The 16,210-nt window shown below is 67.9% G+C and carries 18 protein-coding genes; 7 read left to right on the top strand and 11 right to left on the bottom strand.

The window, feature by feature from the left end:
* Positions 1-1,131, top strand: a 1,131-nt coding sequence (locus tag SBI67_RS05415) for a mannosyltransferase YkcB-related protein (protein ID WP_489685548.1), incomplete at its 5' end; no start/stop codon positions are given.
* Positions 1,132-1,325: 194 nt separating this feature from the next.
* Here SBI67_RS05415 and SBI67_RS05410 read toward each other — a convergent pair.
* The gene (locus SBI67_RS05410) at positions 1,326-2,936 is read right to left on the bottom strand and encodes a cysteine peptidase family C39 domain-containing protein (protein WP_318979523.1); all 1,611 of its coding nucleotides are present in this window, start codon (positions 2,934-2,936) and stop codon (positions 1,326-1,328) included.
* Between SBI67_RS05410 and SBI67_RS05405 the strand changes: the two genes are divergently transcribed.
* Positions 2,926-3,528, top strand: coding sequence for a hypothetical protein (locus SBI67_RS05405; protein ID WP_318979522.1), 603 nt, complete (start codon positions 2,926-2,928; stop codon positions 3,526-3,528). The genes SBI67_RS05410 and SBI67_RS05405 overlap by 11 nt on opposite strands.
* Positions 3,529-4,031: 503 nt before the next feature.
* Here the strand turns inward: SBI67_RS05405 and SBI67_RS05400 are convergent.
* From SBI67_RS05400 to SBI67_RS05385, 4 genes are all read right to left on the bottom strand, one after another.
* Positions 4,032-4,355 (bottom strand): SDR family oxidoreductase, encoded by a 324-nt coding sequence (locus tag SBI67_RS05400; RefSeq protein ID WP_318979521.1) that lies wholly within the window; start codon positions 4,353-4,355, stop codon positions 4,032-4,034.
* An 81-nt stretch (positions 4,356-4,436) separates the two neighbouring features.
* The gene (locus SBI67_RS05395) at positions 4,437-5,249 is read right to left on the bottom strand and encodes an ABC transporter permease (RefSeq protein ID WP_318979520.1); all 813 of its coding nucleotides are present in this window, start codon (positions 5,247-5,249) and stop codon (positions 4,437-4,439) included.
* Positions 5,239-6,051, bottom strand: coding sequence for an ATP-binding cassette domain-containing protein (locus SBI67_RS05390; protein WP_318979519.1), 813 nt, complete (start codon positions 6,049-6,051; stop codon positions 5,239-5,241). The genes SBI67_RS05395 and SBI67_RS05390 overlap by 11 nt, the downstream gene beginning before the upstream one ends.
* On the bottom strand, positions 6,048-6,503 hold the full coding sequence (locus SBI67_RS05385; RefSeq protein ID WP_318979518.1) for a MarR family winged helix-turn-helix transcriptional regulator: 456 nt from the start codon (positions 6,501-6,503) through the stop codon (positions 6,048-6,050). The genes SBI67_RS05390 and SBI67_RS05385 overlap by 4 nt, the downstream gene beginning before the upstream one ends.
* A gap of 65 nt (positions 6,504-6,568) precedes the next feature.
* Between SBI67_RS05385 and SBI67_RS05380 the strand changes: the two genes are divergently transcribed.
* Positions 6,569-7,420 (top strand): enoyl-CoA hydratase/isomerase family protein, encoded by an 852-nt coding sequence (locus tag SBI67_RS05380; RefSeq protein WP_318979517.1) that lies wholly within the window; start codon positions 6,569-6,571, stop codon positions 7,418-7,420.
* A gap of 115 nt (positions 7,421-7,535) precedes the next feature.
* On the opposite strand, the gene SBI67_RS05375 is transcribed toward SBI67_RS05380, so the two are convergent.
* From SBI67_RS05375 to SBI67_RS05355, 5 genes are read right to left on the bottom strand one after another with little or no spacing between them, the layout of a single operon-like run.
* Complete coding sequence (locus tag SBI67_RS05375; protein ID WP_318979516.1) at positions 7,536-8,084, bottom strand: isochorismatase family protein; 549 nt, start codon at positions 8,082-8,084, stop codon at positions 7,536-7,538.
* 9 nt (positions 8,085-8,093) lie between these two features.
* Positions 8,094-9,368, bottom strand: a complete 1,275-nt coding sequence (locus tag SBI67_RS05370) for a hypothetical protein (protein ID WP_318979515.1) — start codon at positions 9,366-9,368, stop codon at positions 8,094-8,096.
* Complete coding sequence (locus SBI67_RS05365) at positions 9,365-9,778, bottom strand: hypothetical protein (RefSeq protein ID WP_318979514.1); 414 nt, start codon at positions 9,776-9,778, stop codon at positions 9,365-9,367. The genes SBI67_RS05370 and SBI67_RS05365 overlap by 4 nt, the downstream gene beginning before the upstream one ends.
* Complete coding sequence (locus tag SBI67_RS05360; protein ID WP_318979513.1) at positions 9,775-9,945, bottom strand: hypothetical protein; 171 nt, start codon at positions 9,943-9,945, stop codon at positions 9,775-9,777. The genes SBI67_RS05365 and SBI67_RS05360 overlap by 4 nt, the downstream gene beginning before the upstream one ends.
* The gene (locus tag SBI67_RS05355) at positions 9,942-11,780 is read right to left on the bottom strand and encodes a hypothetical protein (protein ID WP_318979512.1); all 1,839 of its coding nucleotides are present in this window, start codon (positions 11,778-11,780) and stop codon (positions 9,942-9,944) included. Before SBI67_RS05355 ends, SBI67_RS05360 begins: the two co-directional genes overlap by 4 nt.
* A gap of 147 nt (positions 11,781-11,927) precedes the next feature.
* On the opposite strand from SBI67_RS05355, the gene SBI67_RS05350 reads away from it, so the two are divergent.
* The 4 genes from SBI67_RS05350 (at position 11,928) to mmpH (ending at position 15,543) form a co-directional block, all read left to right on the top strand.
* Positions 11,928-12,464 carry a hypothetical protein gene (locus SBI67_RS05350; protein WP_318979511.1) on the top strand — a complete coding sequence of 179 codons (537 nt, stop codon included), beginning with the start codon at positions 11,928-11,930 and terminating at the stop codon, positions 12,462-12,464.
* A 67-nt stretch (positions 12,465-12,531) separates the two neighbouring features.
* The gene (gene manT, locus SBI67_RS05345) at positions 12,532-13,764 is read left to right on the top strand and encodes an MMP alpha-(1->4)-mannosyltransferase (RefSeq protein WP_318979510.1); all 1,233 of its coding nucleotides are present in this window, start codon (positions 12,532-12,534) and stop codon (positions 13,762-13,764) included.
* Entirely contained in the window at positions 13,758-14,471 is a 714-nt protein-coding gene (locus tag SBI67_RS05340) for a class I SAM-dependent methyltransferase (protein ID WP_318979509.1), read from the top strand. Before manT ends, SBI67_RS05340 begins: the two co-directional genes overlap by 7 nt.
* A 1-nt stretch (position 14,472) precedes the next feature.
* Positions 14,473-15,543, top strand: coding sequence for an MMP endo-(1,4)-3-O-methyl-alpha-D-mannosidase (gene mmpH, locus SBI67_RS05335; protein WP_318979508.1), 1,071 nt, complete (start codon positions 14,473-14,475; stop codon positions 15,541-15,543).
* Here mmpH and SBI67_RS05330 read toward each other — a convergent pair.
* Positions 15,540-16,184: a class I SAM-dependent methyltransferase gene (locus tag SBI67_RS05330; RefSeq protein WP_318979507.1), complete on the bottom strand. Its 645-nt coding sequence runs from the start codon at positions 16,182-16,184 to the stop codon at positions 15,540-15,542. The genes mmpH and SBI67_RS05330 overlap by 4 nt on opposite strands.
* Positions 16,185-16,210 lie beyond the last annotated feature (26 nt).

Raw genomic sequence — 16,210 nt, 5'->3', positions numbered from 1 at the left:
GTGGTGCTGACGTTGGTGTGGCCGGCCTCGTCGCGGCCGTATCTGGCCGGTTCCACCGACAACAACTTCATGAACCTGGTCCTGGGCTACAACGGAATTGCCCGAATCCTGGGCCGGCACAACACCACGACGTTCGGGTCGATGAGTGGCCTAGGCGGTGACCTCGGCGGTTGGGGCGGGCAATCGCAGGGTCTGACCCGATTGTTCAACGGTGAGTTCGGCTACGAGATCGGCTGGCTGCTGCCCGGAGCGTTGCTGGCCATCGTGCTCGTCCTGGTGGAACGCGGCCGGGCTCCGCGCACCGACCGGGTGCGGGCGGCCACCATCCTGTTCGGCGGCTGGGTGGTGGTCGACGGTGTGGTGCTCAGCCTGATGCACGGCACCGTGCACGCTTACTATTGCCTGTCCCTGGCACCCGCCGTCGCCGCCATGTACGCCATCGGTGTCGGTGAGATGTGGGTGCGCCGCGACGGCTGGTTCGGGCGCTTGGGCTTCACGGCGCTGCTGGCCGGAACCGCGGGCTGGGGGTGGTGGCTGCTGCACCGAAACCCGCACTGGGAGCAGTGGATCCGAGTGACGGTCGGGGTTCTTGCGGTGGCGGTTCTGGCATGCTGGATCGGCCGGCCCGTCGCCGTGCGGGTGGCGCTGGTGCTCGGTGTGTGCGCGGCCCTGCTCGGTCCGGCGGCCTACGCGGTGGCCACCGCCGCCAGCGCACATCAAGGTGGTGGGCCGACGGTGGGCCCGCACCGGGCCGGGAAGGACGCCGGCGGCGGGTGGGGCCGCGAGGCGGACACCCCGGCGCTGGATGCGTTGTTGTCGGCCAGCCACGCCCGGTGGTCGGCGGCCGTCGAACGATCCAACACCGCAGCGGGTTTGGAGCTGTCCAGCCACACCGCGGTGATGGCGATCGGTGGGTTCTCCGGCACCGATCCCGCGCCGACCCTTGGCCAGTTCCAGGACGACGTGGCTCGCCACCAGATCGGCTACTACCTGGTGGAAAAGGCGTCTGGGCACGGGCCGTCACTGAACACCCGCGCCCACGGGGATATCACGCAGTGGGTGGCCGCCCATTTCCCGGCCACGGTGATCGGGTCGACGACGGTGTACGACCTGGCGTCCCCGTCACGCTGACATCGGCAGCACTCACCGAAGGACCTGTCAGCGGTTCGCGAATCCATGACCGAGAACAACTTCGACCTCGCCGCCGGCGCGGCGCAGCGGCAGATGCACTGGTGGACAACAGGTTCCGATGGCCACGCGGCGCCGGCAGTGATAGCCGCGGTGGGATGCCGAGTTGACCATCCCACCGCGAGCGTCGTCGCGTCTCAGCCCAGTGGACGCTCGGCCGTCACCGTCGCGAATCCGCCTGTCTTCCAGGCCTTCATGAACTCGTCAATGGGTACGGCCAGTCCCTGTCCGTGCGGCGGTGCGCTGTCGTTCAGGTAGACCACTCCCTTGGTCAGGTTGACGCTGAGTACGACGACCGCGTGATTGAGTTGTGGATTGGCATCTTCGGGGTACCAGGTTTGCTCCTGACCGAAGTACTGGCGGGTGTACGCGTTGTAGACCACGGCGTTGTTCACGCCGACGATGACGCCCTGCTGCTGGTTGAGCGCCGCGATGAGGTTCGCCTTGGCCAATTCGTCTTCACCCTTGAGATAGGTGGTGTAGTCGGCGTTCAACCCGTTCATGTTCAACAGGCCGACAACGTCTTCCAGCGCAGTGCCACCCTTACCGTCGACGTACATGGCCCCTTGCTTGACACCGCTGGCGGTCGACTCGGCCATGTCGATGATCTGCTGGCCGAGCGCCACCATATCGGCAGGGTCGGGATTGGTGAACTGACCGATGACCGCCGCGGTGGCCATCAGGGCGCAGGTGCCGTAATTGCCTTGGTAGACCCAATACGGGAGGTTGGCGCTGTAATTGCCGTACTCGAGGTCACCGGGCGACGGCGCGGCGATCACGTGCGAATCGGCGACACCCAATGTGCGCGCCACATCGAAGCCCAGGGTCGACAGGTTGTCCTGGGCGCCGTCGATCTGGTGCACGACCGCTTGAGCGAGCGCGGTTGCGGCGTGTTGCAGCGCCTGGCCGATCCTGTCCGGCGCGGGCAACGACCACGCCAACCTGGTCGTACCGGGCGTCGGCGGCGGTGTCAGCGGCGCGCTCGCCAGCTGCGTCGTCACCAGTTGGTACCGCTGCTTACCCCAGGCATCCATGAAGTCGTCGACACTCATCGTGAGGCCTTGGCCGTCGGACCTGGTGGGATCGTTGAGTGTGACGGTGCCGTTGACATTGTCCACGCCGATCACGGTGGCCGTCTTCAAGCCGGTGCCCTGGTAGCCGGTGACCGGACCGGTGATGGTCACGATCATGGCCTTGCTCGCATCCTGCAGACCGTTGGCGAGATCGTTGAAGGCCTTGCCGCCCTGGTAGATCCCGTAGCTACGCGAGATGATGCGGACACCCTTGTCCTGCAACAGCTCATAGCTGTCCGAAGGGGTGACGAACTGTGTGGAACCGGGCCCGAGGTAGATCTTGTGGTTGGTATAGAAGAGGCTGTCGACGGTCTGGGCGCGGTCGATGAAATCCTGGAGGTCGGGCGTGGTGCCGGTCAATTGCCCGTACGCCATCGCCACGGTCGCCAGCGCCGACGAGAAATAGTCCTGCGCGCGGACGAAATACTGCGAGTTCAACGCGGGGTTGCCGTACGGCAGCGCCTTTGTGATGACGTTGCGGGTGATGCCCAGGACATTGCCCAGGTCGTCGCGCAGGGTCTCCAGGTTGCGCCGGACCCCGTAGATCTGGTTCGTCACCGTCAGATAGACGTTGCGGCCGAAGTCCTGCAGTCCCTTCAGAAGCTTGTTCGGGATAGGCAGGGCAATCGGCGACCGTGCCGTCGCGGCCGTCGACACCGTCGGGTTGGCGGTCACCGCGGCGACCGCCGCCGTCGTGGCGGACGCCGAGGCGGTGGGTGTGGCCGCAGCGGTCGCACGCGGCTGGGCTGTGGCCGCGGACGCACCGTCCACCCCGGTGCCGGACTCGGCGGCAGAGTTGTTCTTGAGTGTCGTGACCGGCTTGGTCGTCGACGCGGTCTTGGCACCCCTCTTGTGCCCCTTCGTCGCTGCCGACGAGGTACTCGTCGCGGGAGCCGTTTCAGCGGACTGGGATTCCGAACCAGCCGACTCGGAACCTGCGGCAGGTTCGGATACGTTCGTGGTGGTCGATGAGGCGCTGTCGGTCGAAGACGTGGCCGGTGTGGGGCGAGGTTTGGTCGGTGTGGCGGACTTCGTGGCGTTGACCGCACCCCTGTTTTTCTTCTTCGGTGCGCCCGTGGAGGTGGTGCCGTGCGCAGGGGCCGACGAGCTTGCGGCGGAATCACCGGCGCCGGCACTGGTCGAGGATCCGTCGCCTGCTCCGGTATCGGCCGCTGCGACGCCGGCGGCACCGACCATGGCGGCGCCCACACCCAGAGTCATGGCCCCGGCCCCCAGCCACTTCCGCGCATGGTGCGCTCGCCGATGATCGACTCCGTCCGATCGCGGACGCCCGTTGTCTTGGCTCATCCCCACCTGCCTCCCTTTAATTGACGCCTCCGCAAACAATGACGAATCGGATGCTAGCGGGTGGTCGGCGAAGGGACGGGGCGAATCGGTGACATGCCAACGATGTTGTCTCAGCGGGTAATCGGCGCCGGCGGAGCCGAAGGCGCGCACACCGTCGCATCATTCTTCGCTGAGAATGCAGCACGGCGTAATGTTTCGGGTATCGGCCGACCCGCACGCCGGATGGTCCGGCGGCGTTATCGCCCAGCTCTGCGTACGCATCCCGGCGCAAGAGTGCGCAGATCCCCTGCGGTGACTCGGCCAACGGATCACGACCGGCCACCGGACTCCGGGAAGGGGCTTCCGACAGGTATCGGTGAGGCGGTCATCTGCTCCAGCGCCGTTGCCTGCCGAGGCCGCGCTGTGGAACGGAAAAGGGTTCTTTTGGTTCAAGGAGTTTCAAGAAGCGAGGCCTCTCGAAGCTCACGCGCTGAGCGGAACATGGCTTGCTCGACGACATACGGCGTCGGGTTGTGCAGCAGAGACCAGCCCGGTTCGCGGCCACGCTGACATCGGTAGCGCGGCGGAGCCGAATCGCGTTGTCGCCCGCTCCAACACGCGGTTCCACTGGTCAGGATCGGTGGTATCGGCGGCCAGCAGCAACAGCCGGTCGGCGTCGGAATCGGGCAACAGCCGCACCAGCGCGGTGGCGTGCCGGTCGGTGGCCACGACGCGATGCCCGGCGGCCAGTAGCGCGCGCACGGCGCGGTACCCGTCGGTTGTGCCGGCGTTCGGCACGATGACCACGAATTCTGTTCTACTCCTGTCGGTTTCCATGCCTCGAGTCAACGCCGGCAAGCTGGGTGCCCGATATGGCGAGGATATGTCTTAGCGCACCAGGCGGCGCAGCAGCGCCGACGCGCTGGCGACGCCGAGCACCGCCGCGGCGACCAGTACCGCGATATCGACCCAGCCGTTGACGGGTGTCCCGATCAGCAGGCCGCGCAGCGCGTTCACCTCGTAACTCAGCGGATTCACCGCCGAGAGCCAGCGCAACCAGTGCGGCATCACGTCAACCGGGTAGAGCGCGTTGGAGGCGAAGAACAGCGGCATGGTGATGGCCTGACCGATACCCATCAGGCGATCCCGATGCTGCACCAGACCGGCCAACGTCATGGACAGGCAGGCGAAGAATGCCGACCCGAGCACCACCACGACCATGGCGCCGAGGATGCGCAGCGGATTGACGGTCATGTGTACGCCCAGCAGGTAGGCCAGGGCCACCACGCCGATGACTTGGACCACCGAGCGCACACCGGCGGCGAACGCCTTACCGGTCACCAAGGCCGAGGCGGGCGCCGGGGTGACCATCAGTTTGGCCAGGATGCCGGCGTCCCGGTCCCAGATGATCTGGATGCCGTAGAAGATCGAGATGAACAGCGCCGACTGGGCGATGATGCCAGGGGCCAGGAAGGCCAGGTAGTCGACGTGGCCGGTGTCGATGACGTGCAGCCGACTGAACGTCTGGCCGAAGATGAGCAGCCACAGTGCCGGCTGGACCATGCGGGTGAACAACTCGGTGCGGTCGTGCCGCAGCTTCTGCAGTTCGACGAGGGCGAAGGCGCCGATGCGCACGGCCAGCCCGCGCACCCGCCGCCAGCCACGCGGAGCGCGAACCAGGGTGAGGGATTCAGCCGACACGGCGGGCCGTCCTCCTGGCCGCCTGCACCTCGCGCAGACCCGACTGGCTGGGCTCCTCGAGATCCGAACCCGCGTAGTGCCGGAAGACGTCCTCCAAGGTGGCGGTGTCGCCGACGGTGGCCTTCAGCTCGGCCGGAGTGCCGACGGCCTGCAGCCGACCGTGGTGCATCAGTGCCACCCGGTCGCAGAGCGCATCCGCCTCACCCATGTAGTGCGTGGTGAGCAGCACGGTCATGCCGAAGTCGGCTTTCATCCGGCTCACCTGTTCCCACACGCTGTCCCGCGCGATGGGATCAAGCCCCACCGTCGGTTCGTCCAGCAACAGCAGCGACGGCCGATTCACCAGCGCCTGCGCGAGTTCCAGCCGGCGCACCATACCGCCGGAATAGGTCCCGGCCACGTTGTCGGCGACATCGGAGAGCTGCATGGCGGCCAGTGCGTCGGCAACGCGCTCGGTCCGTTCACGGCGGGGCACATCGTAGAGCCGAGCGAACAGCTCGACGTTTTGTCGGCCGGTCAGTGCCGCTTCGATGGAAAGCTGTTGCGGCACATAGCCGATATTGAACCGAATGTCCATGGTGTCGCGGCGGGAGTCCATGCCGAAGATCTCGACCGTGCCGTCCTGTACCGGGGTGAGGGTGGTGAGAACCCGGATGACGGTGGTCTTGCCTGCGCCGTTGGGGCCGAGCAGCCCCATGGTCTCGCCGGTGCGCACCTGCAGATCCAGGTTGTCCACGGCGGTGAACTGGCCGTAACGGTGGGTGAGCCGACGGCATACGACGGCCGGGGGTGGCGAAGTCATGGCTGTCTCTCCTGCAGTATCCGGGTGAGTTCGGCGATGGCCCGCAAACCTTTTGCCAGGTCGTCGATTTGAGCGGGTGCGAGTTCGTCGAGCGCGCCGGCCAGCGCGGCGCGCCGGGCCTGCCGGGATTCGTCGGCGATGCGCTGCGCGGATGCCGCCAATCGCAGTCGCCCGACCCGGCGATCGGTATCGTCCACCCGCCGGATGAGCAGGCCGTCGGCGGCCAGCTTGGACACCAGGGTGGAGGCGGTGTTGGGGGCCAGGCTCAGTTCGGCAGCGGCCTCCCGCACCGAGATGTCGGGGTTGCGGCCGACCAGGCGCAACAGTTCGGCCTGGGATTGGCTGAGCCCGGTGCGGTCGAAGCCGCGGCCCCCGGTTGAACGGCGGAGCTGGCGGCGCAACCGGCCCACCACGCCGAACAGTTCGGTGACCAGGTCGGTGTGCACATCCACCCCGCCATATTACCTCTGTTACAGAGGTATTTGAATGCGGTGCGGAACCGGTACCTCATGATGAGGTGGTGGACCCGTACCGCACCCTGCTGTTCGACGTCGACGGCGGCGTCGCCGTCATCACCCTCAACCGGCCCGAGCGCCGCAATGCCATCGGTGACGGCATGCGCGACGAGCTGGCCGACGCCTACCGCCGCTGCGCCGCCGATGACGACATCCGGGCGGTGGTGCTCACCGGGACTCCGCCGGCGTTCTGCGCGGGCGCCGACCTGAGCGCCGGGGAGCGCACCTTCACCGAACCGGGCGCGGGGTTCAGCGCCGCCGGGATCGAGGTACCGGCCTGGACGCTCGACAAGCCGGTGATCGCCGCGGTGAACGGGCCCGCCATCGGCCTCGGGCTGACCTTGGCGCTGCAGTGCGATATCCGGATCTTCGCCGCGGACGCACGCTGCGGCGTGGTGCAGGTGCGTCGCGGTGTGGTCGGGGACGCGTACTCGCACTGGGTGCTACCGCGCTTGGTGGGGCTGTCGGTGGCCGCTGAAATCCTGCTGACAGGAAGGACTTTCGACGGCCGGCGGGCGGTCGAGCTGGGACTGGGCAGCCAAGCGCTGGACACGGCGCAGGTGCTGCCCGCCGCACTCGAGATCGCCCGCGATATCGCGGAGAACACCGCGCCGATGTCGGTGGCCGCCAGCAAGCGGCTGTTATGGGATTCGTTCGGGCTGACCCGGGAGCAGGTCGGTGCCCGCGAGACCGAAATCCACCTGCAGCTGATGGCCCACGACGATGCCCGCGAGGGGGTGCGTGCCCACCTGGACCGGCGTCCGCCGCGGTGGACCGGGCGGCCGGTGGATCCGACGCGGGAGCGCGAATCACCTCAGCGCGAATCACCTCAGAAGGGTGGGGGTTCGGCGTAGCCGTCGTGGTTGAGGCGGCGGATGGCGACGAAGCGCGCGGTGCGGGTTTCTTCGACCGTTGTCGATGAAAAGTCGCTCAGAGGCGGGCAATCACCACCGCACCACCACCCTCCGGCTAGACGACCTCCACGCCGGCCGAACGCAAGGTGTCGACCGCCTCGGCCGTACTCGTCGGCGCCACGCCTGCCGTGAGATCGAGGAGCACACGGGTGCGGAAACCCTCGGCCGCCGCGTCGGCTGCCGTCGCTTTCACGCAGTAATCGGTGGCGATGCCCACCACGTCCACCTCGTCCACCCCGCGTGAGCGCAGCCACGCCGCCAACGTGGTGCCCGCTGCGTCGGCGCCCTCGAATCCGCTGTAGGCGGCCGCGTACTCACCCTTGGTGAACACCGCCTCGACGGCCGACGGGTCGAAGTCCGGATGGAACTGCGCCCCGGGTGTGCCCGCCACGCAGTGGCGCGGCCACGACGCCTGGTAATCCGGTTCGTCGGAGAAATGCGAACCGGGGTCGATGTGGTGATCCATGGTGGCCACCACATGGTCGTAGTCGTGCGAGCCCAGCAGTCCGGTCAGCGCGCGGGCAACCTCGGCGCCACCGGCGACGGCCAGTGAGCCACCCTCGCAGAAGTCGCGTTGTACGTCGACGACGATCAAGGCTCGCATGCCCAAAGCCTAGCCGCCGAACAGCAGGTACAGCCCGGTGAAGGTGTAGCCGACCATCACCAGCATCATGGCCAGCTGCCCGGTCAGCTGATGTCGTCTGGGCAGCACCCGTAACGCGCAGTCGTGTGCGGCGATCACTCCGGCGATGTGCCCGAGCACCACGAACAGCACTTTCGAGGTGGCCAGCACCGACGGATGCAGGGACAGCACGTAATACACCTGAGCGTCGTGCATGCCCAGCAGTGCGTACACCGTCTGCTGCCCCTTCTCGACGAGGTAGGTCAGATAGTGTGCGAAGACGTAACCGATGACGATCGGGATCAGCGAGTGCGCCATCAGTCCGGGCAGCCGTCGGCGTAGGTCCCGGTCGACCCCGCCGGTCGCCCGGGCGGCCGCGCTGAACGTCAGTGCCACCGTCGCCACGAAGACCACCAACCCGACCGTCTTGAAAGCCGTTGCCTGCCAGGCACTGGAGGTGTGCGCGTCGACGAATCCGCGCCAGGCCGGTGTGGCGGAGAAACTGTCGAAAGCAGTGGATCCGAGCAGTACCGCCAGCACGATCACCGACGCCGGCCGAATCGGCAGGGTGGGCAGATGGTTGAACGGATTGCCCAGGGCGATCCGGCCGTCGGGGTTACGGCGCACCGGCGCGCACCGCGAGGCCACCACGCTGTACACCTCGAACGGGTCGGCATGCGAGCACCAGCGTGTACCGAACGCAACCACCCCGCCCAGGGTGACACCGAGGTAGACGACCAGCCAGATCTTCACGGCGGCAAGCGAACCGGGGTCGGGGCTGGCCAGCTCGAGCCAGACGAAGGCGAACAGGCCCCATGCCGCGGGCCAGTAACCCAGCCGCTCGGGATAGGAGTTCGCCCGGATCCTGAACAGCCGGGCCACCGTACGCACCGGGGACAGTGCTCGCCACACCGGACCGAAAAGCACTGAGAGCGCCACGGTTCCGACCCACAGCAGCACGTAGAACACGCCAGGAAGTGCGTTCGCCGAAGTCTGCGGCCCCAGCACGGCAGCCGCCGCCACCCACACCGCGAACCCCAGTCCCAGCAGACCGACGGCCCATCTGGTGATCGGCGAGTCCACCGATGCGGTCACCCAACCCGGCAGCGGCCGTCCCGGCGCCGCGGGATCGAACCGCGGCTTGCGCCACGCCAGGGCCACCACCGCGAAGGTGAAGGTCAGCGCCCACGCCGCGCCGATCAACGCGTAGGTCAGCGGGATCGGCAGATCGGTCGAACCACCGAGCCCGTGCGCCAGTACGGTCACTGCACCGTCAGGGTCGCGACCGTCTTGTCCAGGTGGTGCAGTTCGACGTCCACTTTGCCGGGCACGTCCACGGTGAACTGGAACGCCTGCCCGTTCTCCGGCTTGATGTCGAAGGTGTGCTCCGGGTTGGAGTGCACGTGCAGTTGATCGGCGGCGTCACTGTTGACCCGCACGATGATCGGCTCTTTGACCTTCGCCTGGACCTGCTGATTGGTCGGGGTGACGTTGCCCCCGGCGATGGTGACGTCGATGACCACCCGCTCCGGCGGCGACTGCTGGTCGGTCATCCCCGGGGCCGCCGAGCCGGTGCCGGGGGAGGTGTCGGTCTTCTCCGATGACTGCCCACCGCCGCAGCCGGCGACCAGCAGGGCGACCGCTCCCACGGCGGTCAGTGTCTTCACGAGTTTCACGCTGAGTCATCCTTTCCGGTCGAACCTGGGTTCTCGCTGTCAGGCGCATCATCGGGGCCGGCGCGGCGGTCGCGCATGGCCACCCAGGCGACCACGCCGGCAACCACGACGGCCGGTGCGAATGCCGGCAGCGCCAGCCAGAGTGAGTGGTCGGCGAGAACCGTCACGACTGTCCGACGGGTTCCCGGGCCTCCGTGGTGCTGTGCTGCTCTCGCGAATTGATCCGTCCCGCACCCCAACTCAGCAAGGCCACCAGGATCAGCGAGCACACCAGGACCACCAGCGAGGCGGCGCTGTACAGCCAGGACGGCACGTCGAGATTGCGCTCGCGTTGCAACACCTTGATCTCCTCGGTGAAGTCGCGCGTCGTCGAGGCCAGGGCCGGGGTCTCCTCGGCGCCGATTCCGGGGTCGGCGGGGAGGAAGACCGGCACGGCCGCCATGGTCCGGCCGTCCTGTACCCGCAGCACCGTCTTCCACGTGCCCCAGACCGGGATGGGCCGCGTCGAACGGTAGTGACCGGGGCCCACCTTCTCCAGGTGATCGACGACCAACCCGCGTTCGTGGTCGAGTTTGCCCTGCCACGCCAGGATCGACACCCACTCCGGGTCGTCCCCGATCAGATTCGCCGGGGTGATCCGGACGTCGGCGTTGGCCAGCCGCTGGCCGTCGGGGCTGGGTGCGTCGGTGAGCGTGATCTGCGCGCTGGCGTTCTCGGGCACGGTGACATGCAGCCCGTTGGCGACGGCGCCGCCGATGACCAACACCGTGGCCACCACGATGCCGATCCCGACGGGCCGGCGCGGCAGCCGCTGTCCGGTCAGCACGATGGCCAGCAGGGCGCCGCACATGCCCATCCCGATGGCGACGGGCACCGACATCGCCAGCGCCTCACCCCACATGCTCTGCGGCCACGGGTTGCGGAAGACGGCGTCGATCCAGAACGACTCCAGCCACATCCCGACGGATCCGATGCCCAGACCCGCGACGGCACCGAACAACAGCGGGCGGTTGACCAGCGGGGTCAGCGCGAGCAATTCCACCACGACGGCTGAACCGAGATAGAGCGCGAACCAGCTGGACGGCCCACCGAGCACCCCGCTGACCGCGAAGGCCACCACACCGCGGATGAGGAGCGCGAAAGCGATCGCGCCGAACGTCGCGAACCGGCCGAGCAGGAGCCGGGTGGTGACCAGTGCCATGGCGGCCGCGGCCGCGATCAGCATGGGATGCAGCACCAGCCGGAACTGCTCGACGCCGAAGTCGTACTCGACGGGGAACACCGACAGGCCGATGACCAGGCCGCCGCAGGCCAGATACGCCAGGATGCTGCGCCGCTGCTCGGGTGCGTCGGCGCCCATCGCGATATCGCCCTCCCGCGTCAGCAGCAGCGTGGCCACCAGCGACAGTCCCGCGCCGCCGATGAGCATCAGGTGGGTCGGCCCCCAGAGCGTGACGTCCTGACCGAAGATCCGGTGCCAGATGTCGTCGAGCGGAAAACCGATCAGGGCATACAGGCCGCAACCGGCCATCAGGATGCCGCCCACCGGCGCATACCAGGTCCGGGTGATCTTCACGGCGGCCGGTCCCGGCTTGTCGTAGGGCAGGATGATCGCCAGCGACCCCGCGATGAAGAGCAGGAACAGGCCGATCAGGATGAAGTAGTGGGCCGGGTTCGCCAGCGGGCCGGCGTCGCGACCCTTACCGATGTGCAGGCTGACATCCCAGATGAAGCCGAACATCGCGCAGATGATGGTCGAGGTGAACAGCAGCGCGGGCAGCGCCACCCAGGGCGGCCGGTTCATCTTGCGGCCGACCTTCTCGGCCAGGTTCTGCAGCCAGGTGATGCGCCGCTGCCGGTGCAGATAGCCGATCCAGAGCAGCCCTGCGGTGATGATGGCGGTGGCCACCGACATGCCGATCACCTGGTCGAGCGCGGCACCCCCGCCCTCGGTTCCGGCTGCCGCCGAAATCGAGACACCGTCTGCGATGTGCTGCGTCATTTCCCACCCCGCTACGTCGAAGAGCCGTACTTACTCGTCGGTAATATTGACAGAAAGCTGTACTCGAAACCAGGGGTACCGGTTGTTTGGCTGAGCCTAGGCACTTTGCTGGCGCCTGGGTAGCCCTTCCCCACTAGCCTGGATGCGATGAACCTTGCCGGGTTGCGCCAGCGCGACGGCGTCACCTGCGGCCCCACCGTGGCGGTGGTGGCCGGCGCGGTGCTGGACCCGGCCTACCGCGCGATGCTGCAGGAGCCGCACTTCCACGACGAGCAGGCCCGGGTACACCGGCTGGTCAACCGGCTCTGGCCACGGCCCCTGGGCGCGACACCGGCGGGTGTGGCCCGGGCCATCACGGTGCACAGCCCGGTCCGGTACCGGTGGCGGTTGTTCCGCGGGTTGCTGCCCGGCGGCCGCGACGAACTTGCCGATGTGCTGGCGGCGCTCGGGTGTGGGCGGCCGGTGGCGATGCTCATCGGCCGGTTCGTCCCGCGGCATTGGGTGCTCGTCGTCGACGCCGGAGACGGCCGGCTGCACTGCTATGAGCCGAGTTCCGGACAGGTGCGTGCCGTCGCGATCGATACCGTCCGGCGGGGCGGATTGACCGGCCTTGGCTTCCCCACCCCGTTCGCCTTCGTGCTGCCGCGCCCCGGAGGAGCCTGCCGCGCGCGTTGCGTCTGCTAGCTCGTCAAACTATAGTCTGGACACATGTCCAGTGTGGCCCCGCCGCGGTTCAGCGGATCGAGCTGACGTGCGCATCGCCCTTCTCTCCTACCGGAGCAAGACGCATTGCGGCGGCCAGGGTGTGTACGTGCGGCACCTGTCCCGTGGGCTGGTCGAGCTCGGCCACCAGGTAGAGGTGTTCTCCGGTCAGCCCTATCCGGAAGGTCTCGACCCGCGCGTCACGCTGACCAAGGTGCCCAGCCTGGACCTCTACCGCGAACCCGATCCGTTCCGCGTGCCGCAGCTCAGCGAGATCCGCGACCACATCGACGTGCTGGAGCTGGCGACCATGTGGTCGGCCGGCTTCCCCGAGCCGCGCACCTTCTGCATGCGGGCCGCGCGCATCCTCGCCGCGCGGCGTGCCGACTTCGACGTGGTGCACGACAACCAGAGCCTGGGCGCGGCACTGCTGGGCGTCGCCGAGGACATCCCACTGGTCGCCACCGTGCATCACCCCATCACGCGGGACCGGGTACTCGAGGTGGCCGCCGCGCCGTGGTGGCGCAAGCCATTGGTGCGTCGCTGGTACGGATTCGCCGAGATGCAGAAGCGGGTGGCCCGCCGCATCCCGGAACTGTTGACCGTCTCCAGCACGTCGGCCGCCGATATCGCCGAGGACTTCGGAGTGTCCGACGACCAGCTGCACGTGGTGCCGCTGGGGGTGGACACCGACCTGTTCCGGCCGGCCGAGCACCGCGTGCCCGGGCGCATCATCGCGATCGCCAGCGCCGACGTGCCCCTCAAGGGAGTCAGCAATCTGCTGCACGCCGTCGCCCGGCTACGCGCCCGGCACAACCTGGACGTGCAGCTGGTGTCCAAGCTCGAACCCAACGGCCCCACCGAGAAGCTGATCGCCGAGCTCGGAATCTCCGATATCGTGCACGCCTCCAGCGGGCTGCCGGACGACGAACTGGCCGGACTGTTGGCTTCAGCCGAGATCGCTTGCATCCCTTCGCTTTACGAGGGCTTCTCGCTGCCTGCGGTGGAGGCGATGGCCAGCGGTACCCCCATCGTGGCCAGCCGGGCCGGGGCCCTGCCGGAGGTGCTTGGCGCCGAGGGGGAGTGTGCGCGACTGGTGCCGCCCGGCGATATCGACCGGCTCACCACGGTGCTCGGCGAACTGCTGGACTCGCCGGCGCAGCGTCGCACGCTGGGTGCGGCCGGCCGCCGGCGGGCATTGGCCGTTTTCAGTTGGGAATCCGTCGCCGCCCAGACGGTTGCGGTGTACGAGAAGGCGATCGAGAGGATGACGTCGTGCTGACCGTCGACTATGACCGGCTGGGTATCGGCCCCGGTACCTCGGTGATCGACGTCGGTTGCGGTGCCGGCCGGCACTCGTTCGAGGCCTACCGGCGCGGCGCCGATGTGATCGCCTTCGACCAGAGCGTCGAGGACCTCAACGATGTGGACGCCATCCTGACCGCGATGAGGGAGCAGGGCGAGGCCCCGGCCGGGGCGCGTGCGGAGGCGGTCAAGGGTGACGCCCTGGACCTGCCCTACGCCGACGGCACCTTCGACGTGGTGATCGCCTCGGAGATCCTGGAGCACGTACCCGCCGACGATCGGGCGATCGCCGAACTGGTCCGGGTGCTCAAACCCGGTGGCACATTGGCGGTGACGGTGCCGCGCTGGCTGCCGGAGAAGGTGTGTTGGCTGCTGTCCGACGAATACCACGCCAACGAAGGTGGTCACATCCGGATCTATCACGCCGACGAACTGCGCGACAAGATCACCTCGCGCGGCGTGACGTTCGCCCATGCCCACCATGCGCACGCGCTGCACGCACCGTTTTGGTGGCTGAAATGCGCTGTGGGGGTTGACAAGCCGAAACACCCGGCGGTCACGACCTACCACAAACTGCTGGTCTGGGACATGATGAGCCGGCCGTGGCTGACCCGCACCGCAGAGGACCTGCTCAATCCGCTGATCGGCAAGAGCGTGGCGCTGTACTTCACCAAACCGGCCTGATATGCCGCACCACGAGATTCCCGGTGTGCCAGGTGTGTTGACGCCTCGCCAGTGTCGGCAGACGGCCGAGTCGATCGCTGCCACCCAGGAGTCCGATGGTGCCGTGCCGTGGTCGGTGGGCGGACACACCGACCCATGGGATCACGTGGAAAATCTGATGGCGCTCACGGCCGCCGGGCTCTTGGAGCCGGCCCGTGCCGGCTTCGAGTGGTGTCGCAAGACCCAGCGGGCCGACGGCTCCTGGCCGATCCAGCTGCGCAACGGCGTGGTCGAGGACGGCAACACCGACAGCAACTTCTGCGCCTATATCGCCACCGGGGTGTGGCATCACGTGCTGGTCACCGGGGATCGGCGCTTTGCCGTACACATGTGGCCCACGGTCAGCCGGGCCATCGACCTCGTGTTGAGCATGCAGCTGCCGGGCGGGCAGATCAGTTGGGCCAGAAGCGAAGCCGGCATGATGGACGAGGCGCTGCTGACCGGGTGTGCCAGCATCTACCACAGCATCCGGTGTGCGCTGGCGCTGGCCAACTATCTCGGTGAAGCGCAGCCGGAATGGGAGGTGGCCGTCGGTGCGCTCGGCCATGCCATTGCCGATCATCCAGAGGCTTTTGCCGCCAAGGATTCTCACGCGATGGAGTGGTACTACCCGGTGCTGGGCGGAGCGGTGCGCGGTGCCGCGGCGCATGCCAGGATCGCCGGACGTTGGAACGACTTCGTGGTCGACGGCCTCGGGATCCGGTGCGTGGATCACCGGCCATGGGTCACCGGTGCCGAGACCTGCGAATTGGTGATGGCGTTGGATGCGCTCGGTGCCCGCGTCAAGGCGCGCGAGCAATTTGCCGCCATGCAGCATCTGCGCGAAGAGGACGGCTCGTACTGGACCGGGCTGGTGTTCGCCGACGGGAAGCGCTGGCCCGAGGAACGCACCACCTGGACCGGTGCGGCGATGATCCTGGCCGCCGACGCCCTGTCCTGCAGCACACCGGCCAGCGGTATCTTCCGCGGAGCCGGGCTCCCCCGCGGACTCGAAGGCGAATTCGACTGCGCCTGCGCGGCTTCCGGCCGTTAGCCGACCCGTTCCAACAGCCGAAGTGAGCGCGTGACCGACACCTCGCGGAACTCCCCGGAGTCGATGGCCCGGCGGTAGATGTGGTACGGCGCCTGGCCACCGTCGTCCGGGTCGGGGAACACGTCGTGAATCACCAACGCGCCGCCCGGCGTCACCCAGCGGGCCCAGCCGTCGTAATCGCGCTGGGCGTGCTCTTCGGTATGGCCGCCGTCGATGAACAAGAACTGCAACGGCATTCCCCACACCCGCGCCACCACCGGGGACCTGCCGACGATCGGTACCACCTGATCCTCCAGGCCGGCCAGGTCCAGGGTGCGCCGCAGCGACGGCAACGTGTCGAAGCGGCCGGTCACCGGGTCGACCAGCGAGGTGTCGTGATACTCCCAGCCGGGCTGGTGTTCCTCGGAACCGTGATGGTGGTCGACGGTGTAGATGGTGCCGCCGACCTGACGGGCCGCCGCCCCGAGCAGGACCGTGGACTTGCCGCAGTAGGTCCCGATCTCGACGCCGACGCCGCCGGCCAGATACTGCACGGCCGCGTCGTAGAGCGCGCGGCCCTCGTCGGCGGGCATGAAACCGGTGACCGTCTCGGCGAACTCGAAGAGCCGCGCGGCGTCGGGCGGCAGGGCGGTTGCAGTCATGGCTGTCAACCTACCGTTGCTGGTCC

Origin of the sequence: Mycolicibacterium chengduense (assembly GCF_033741155.1) — a bacterium.
GTDB lineage: Bacteria > Actinomycetota > Actinomycetes > Mycobacteriales > Mycobacteriaceae > Mycobacterium.
Note: the sequence above shows the minus strand (reverse complement) of the source record. Positions and strands in the feature narration are given on the sequence as shown.

Coding starts and splice junctions, on each gene's coding strand:
- SBI67_RS05355 (WP_318979512.1), bottom strand. CDS start 11,780: ATGACGCAGCACATCGCAGACGGTGTCTCGATTTCGGCGGCAGCCGGA.
- mmpH (WP_318979508.1), top strand. CDS start 14,473: ATGCCGCACCACGAGATTCCCGGTGTGCCAGGTGTGTTGACGCCTCGC.
- SBI67_RS05390 (WP_318979519.1), bottom strand. CDS start 6,051: ATGACTTCGCCACCCCCGGCCGTCGTATGCCGTCGGCTCACCCACCGT.
- SBI67_RS05375 (WP_318979516.1), bottom strand. CDS start 8,084: ATGCGAGCCTTGATCGTCGTCGACGTACAACGCGACTTCTGCGAGGGT.
- SBI67_RS05350 (WP_318979511.1), top strand. CDS start 11,928: ATGAACCTTGCCGGGTTGCGCCAGCGCGACGGCGTCACCTGCGGCCCC.
- SBI67_RS05330 (WP_318979507.1), bottom strand. CDS start 16,184: ATGACTGCAACCGCCCTGCCGCCCGACGCCGCGCGGCTCTTCGAGTTC.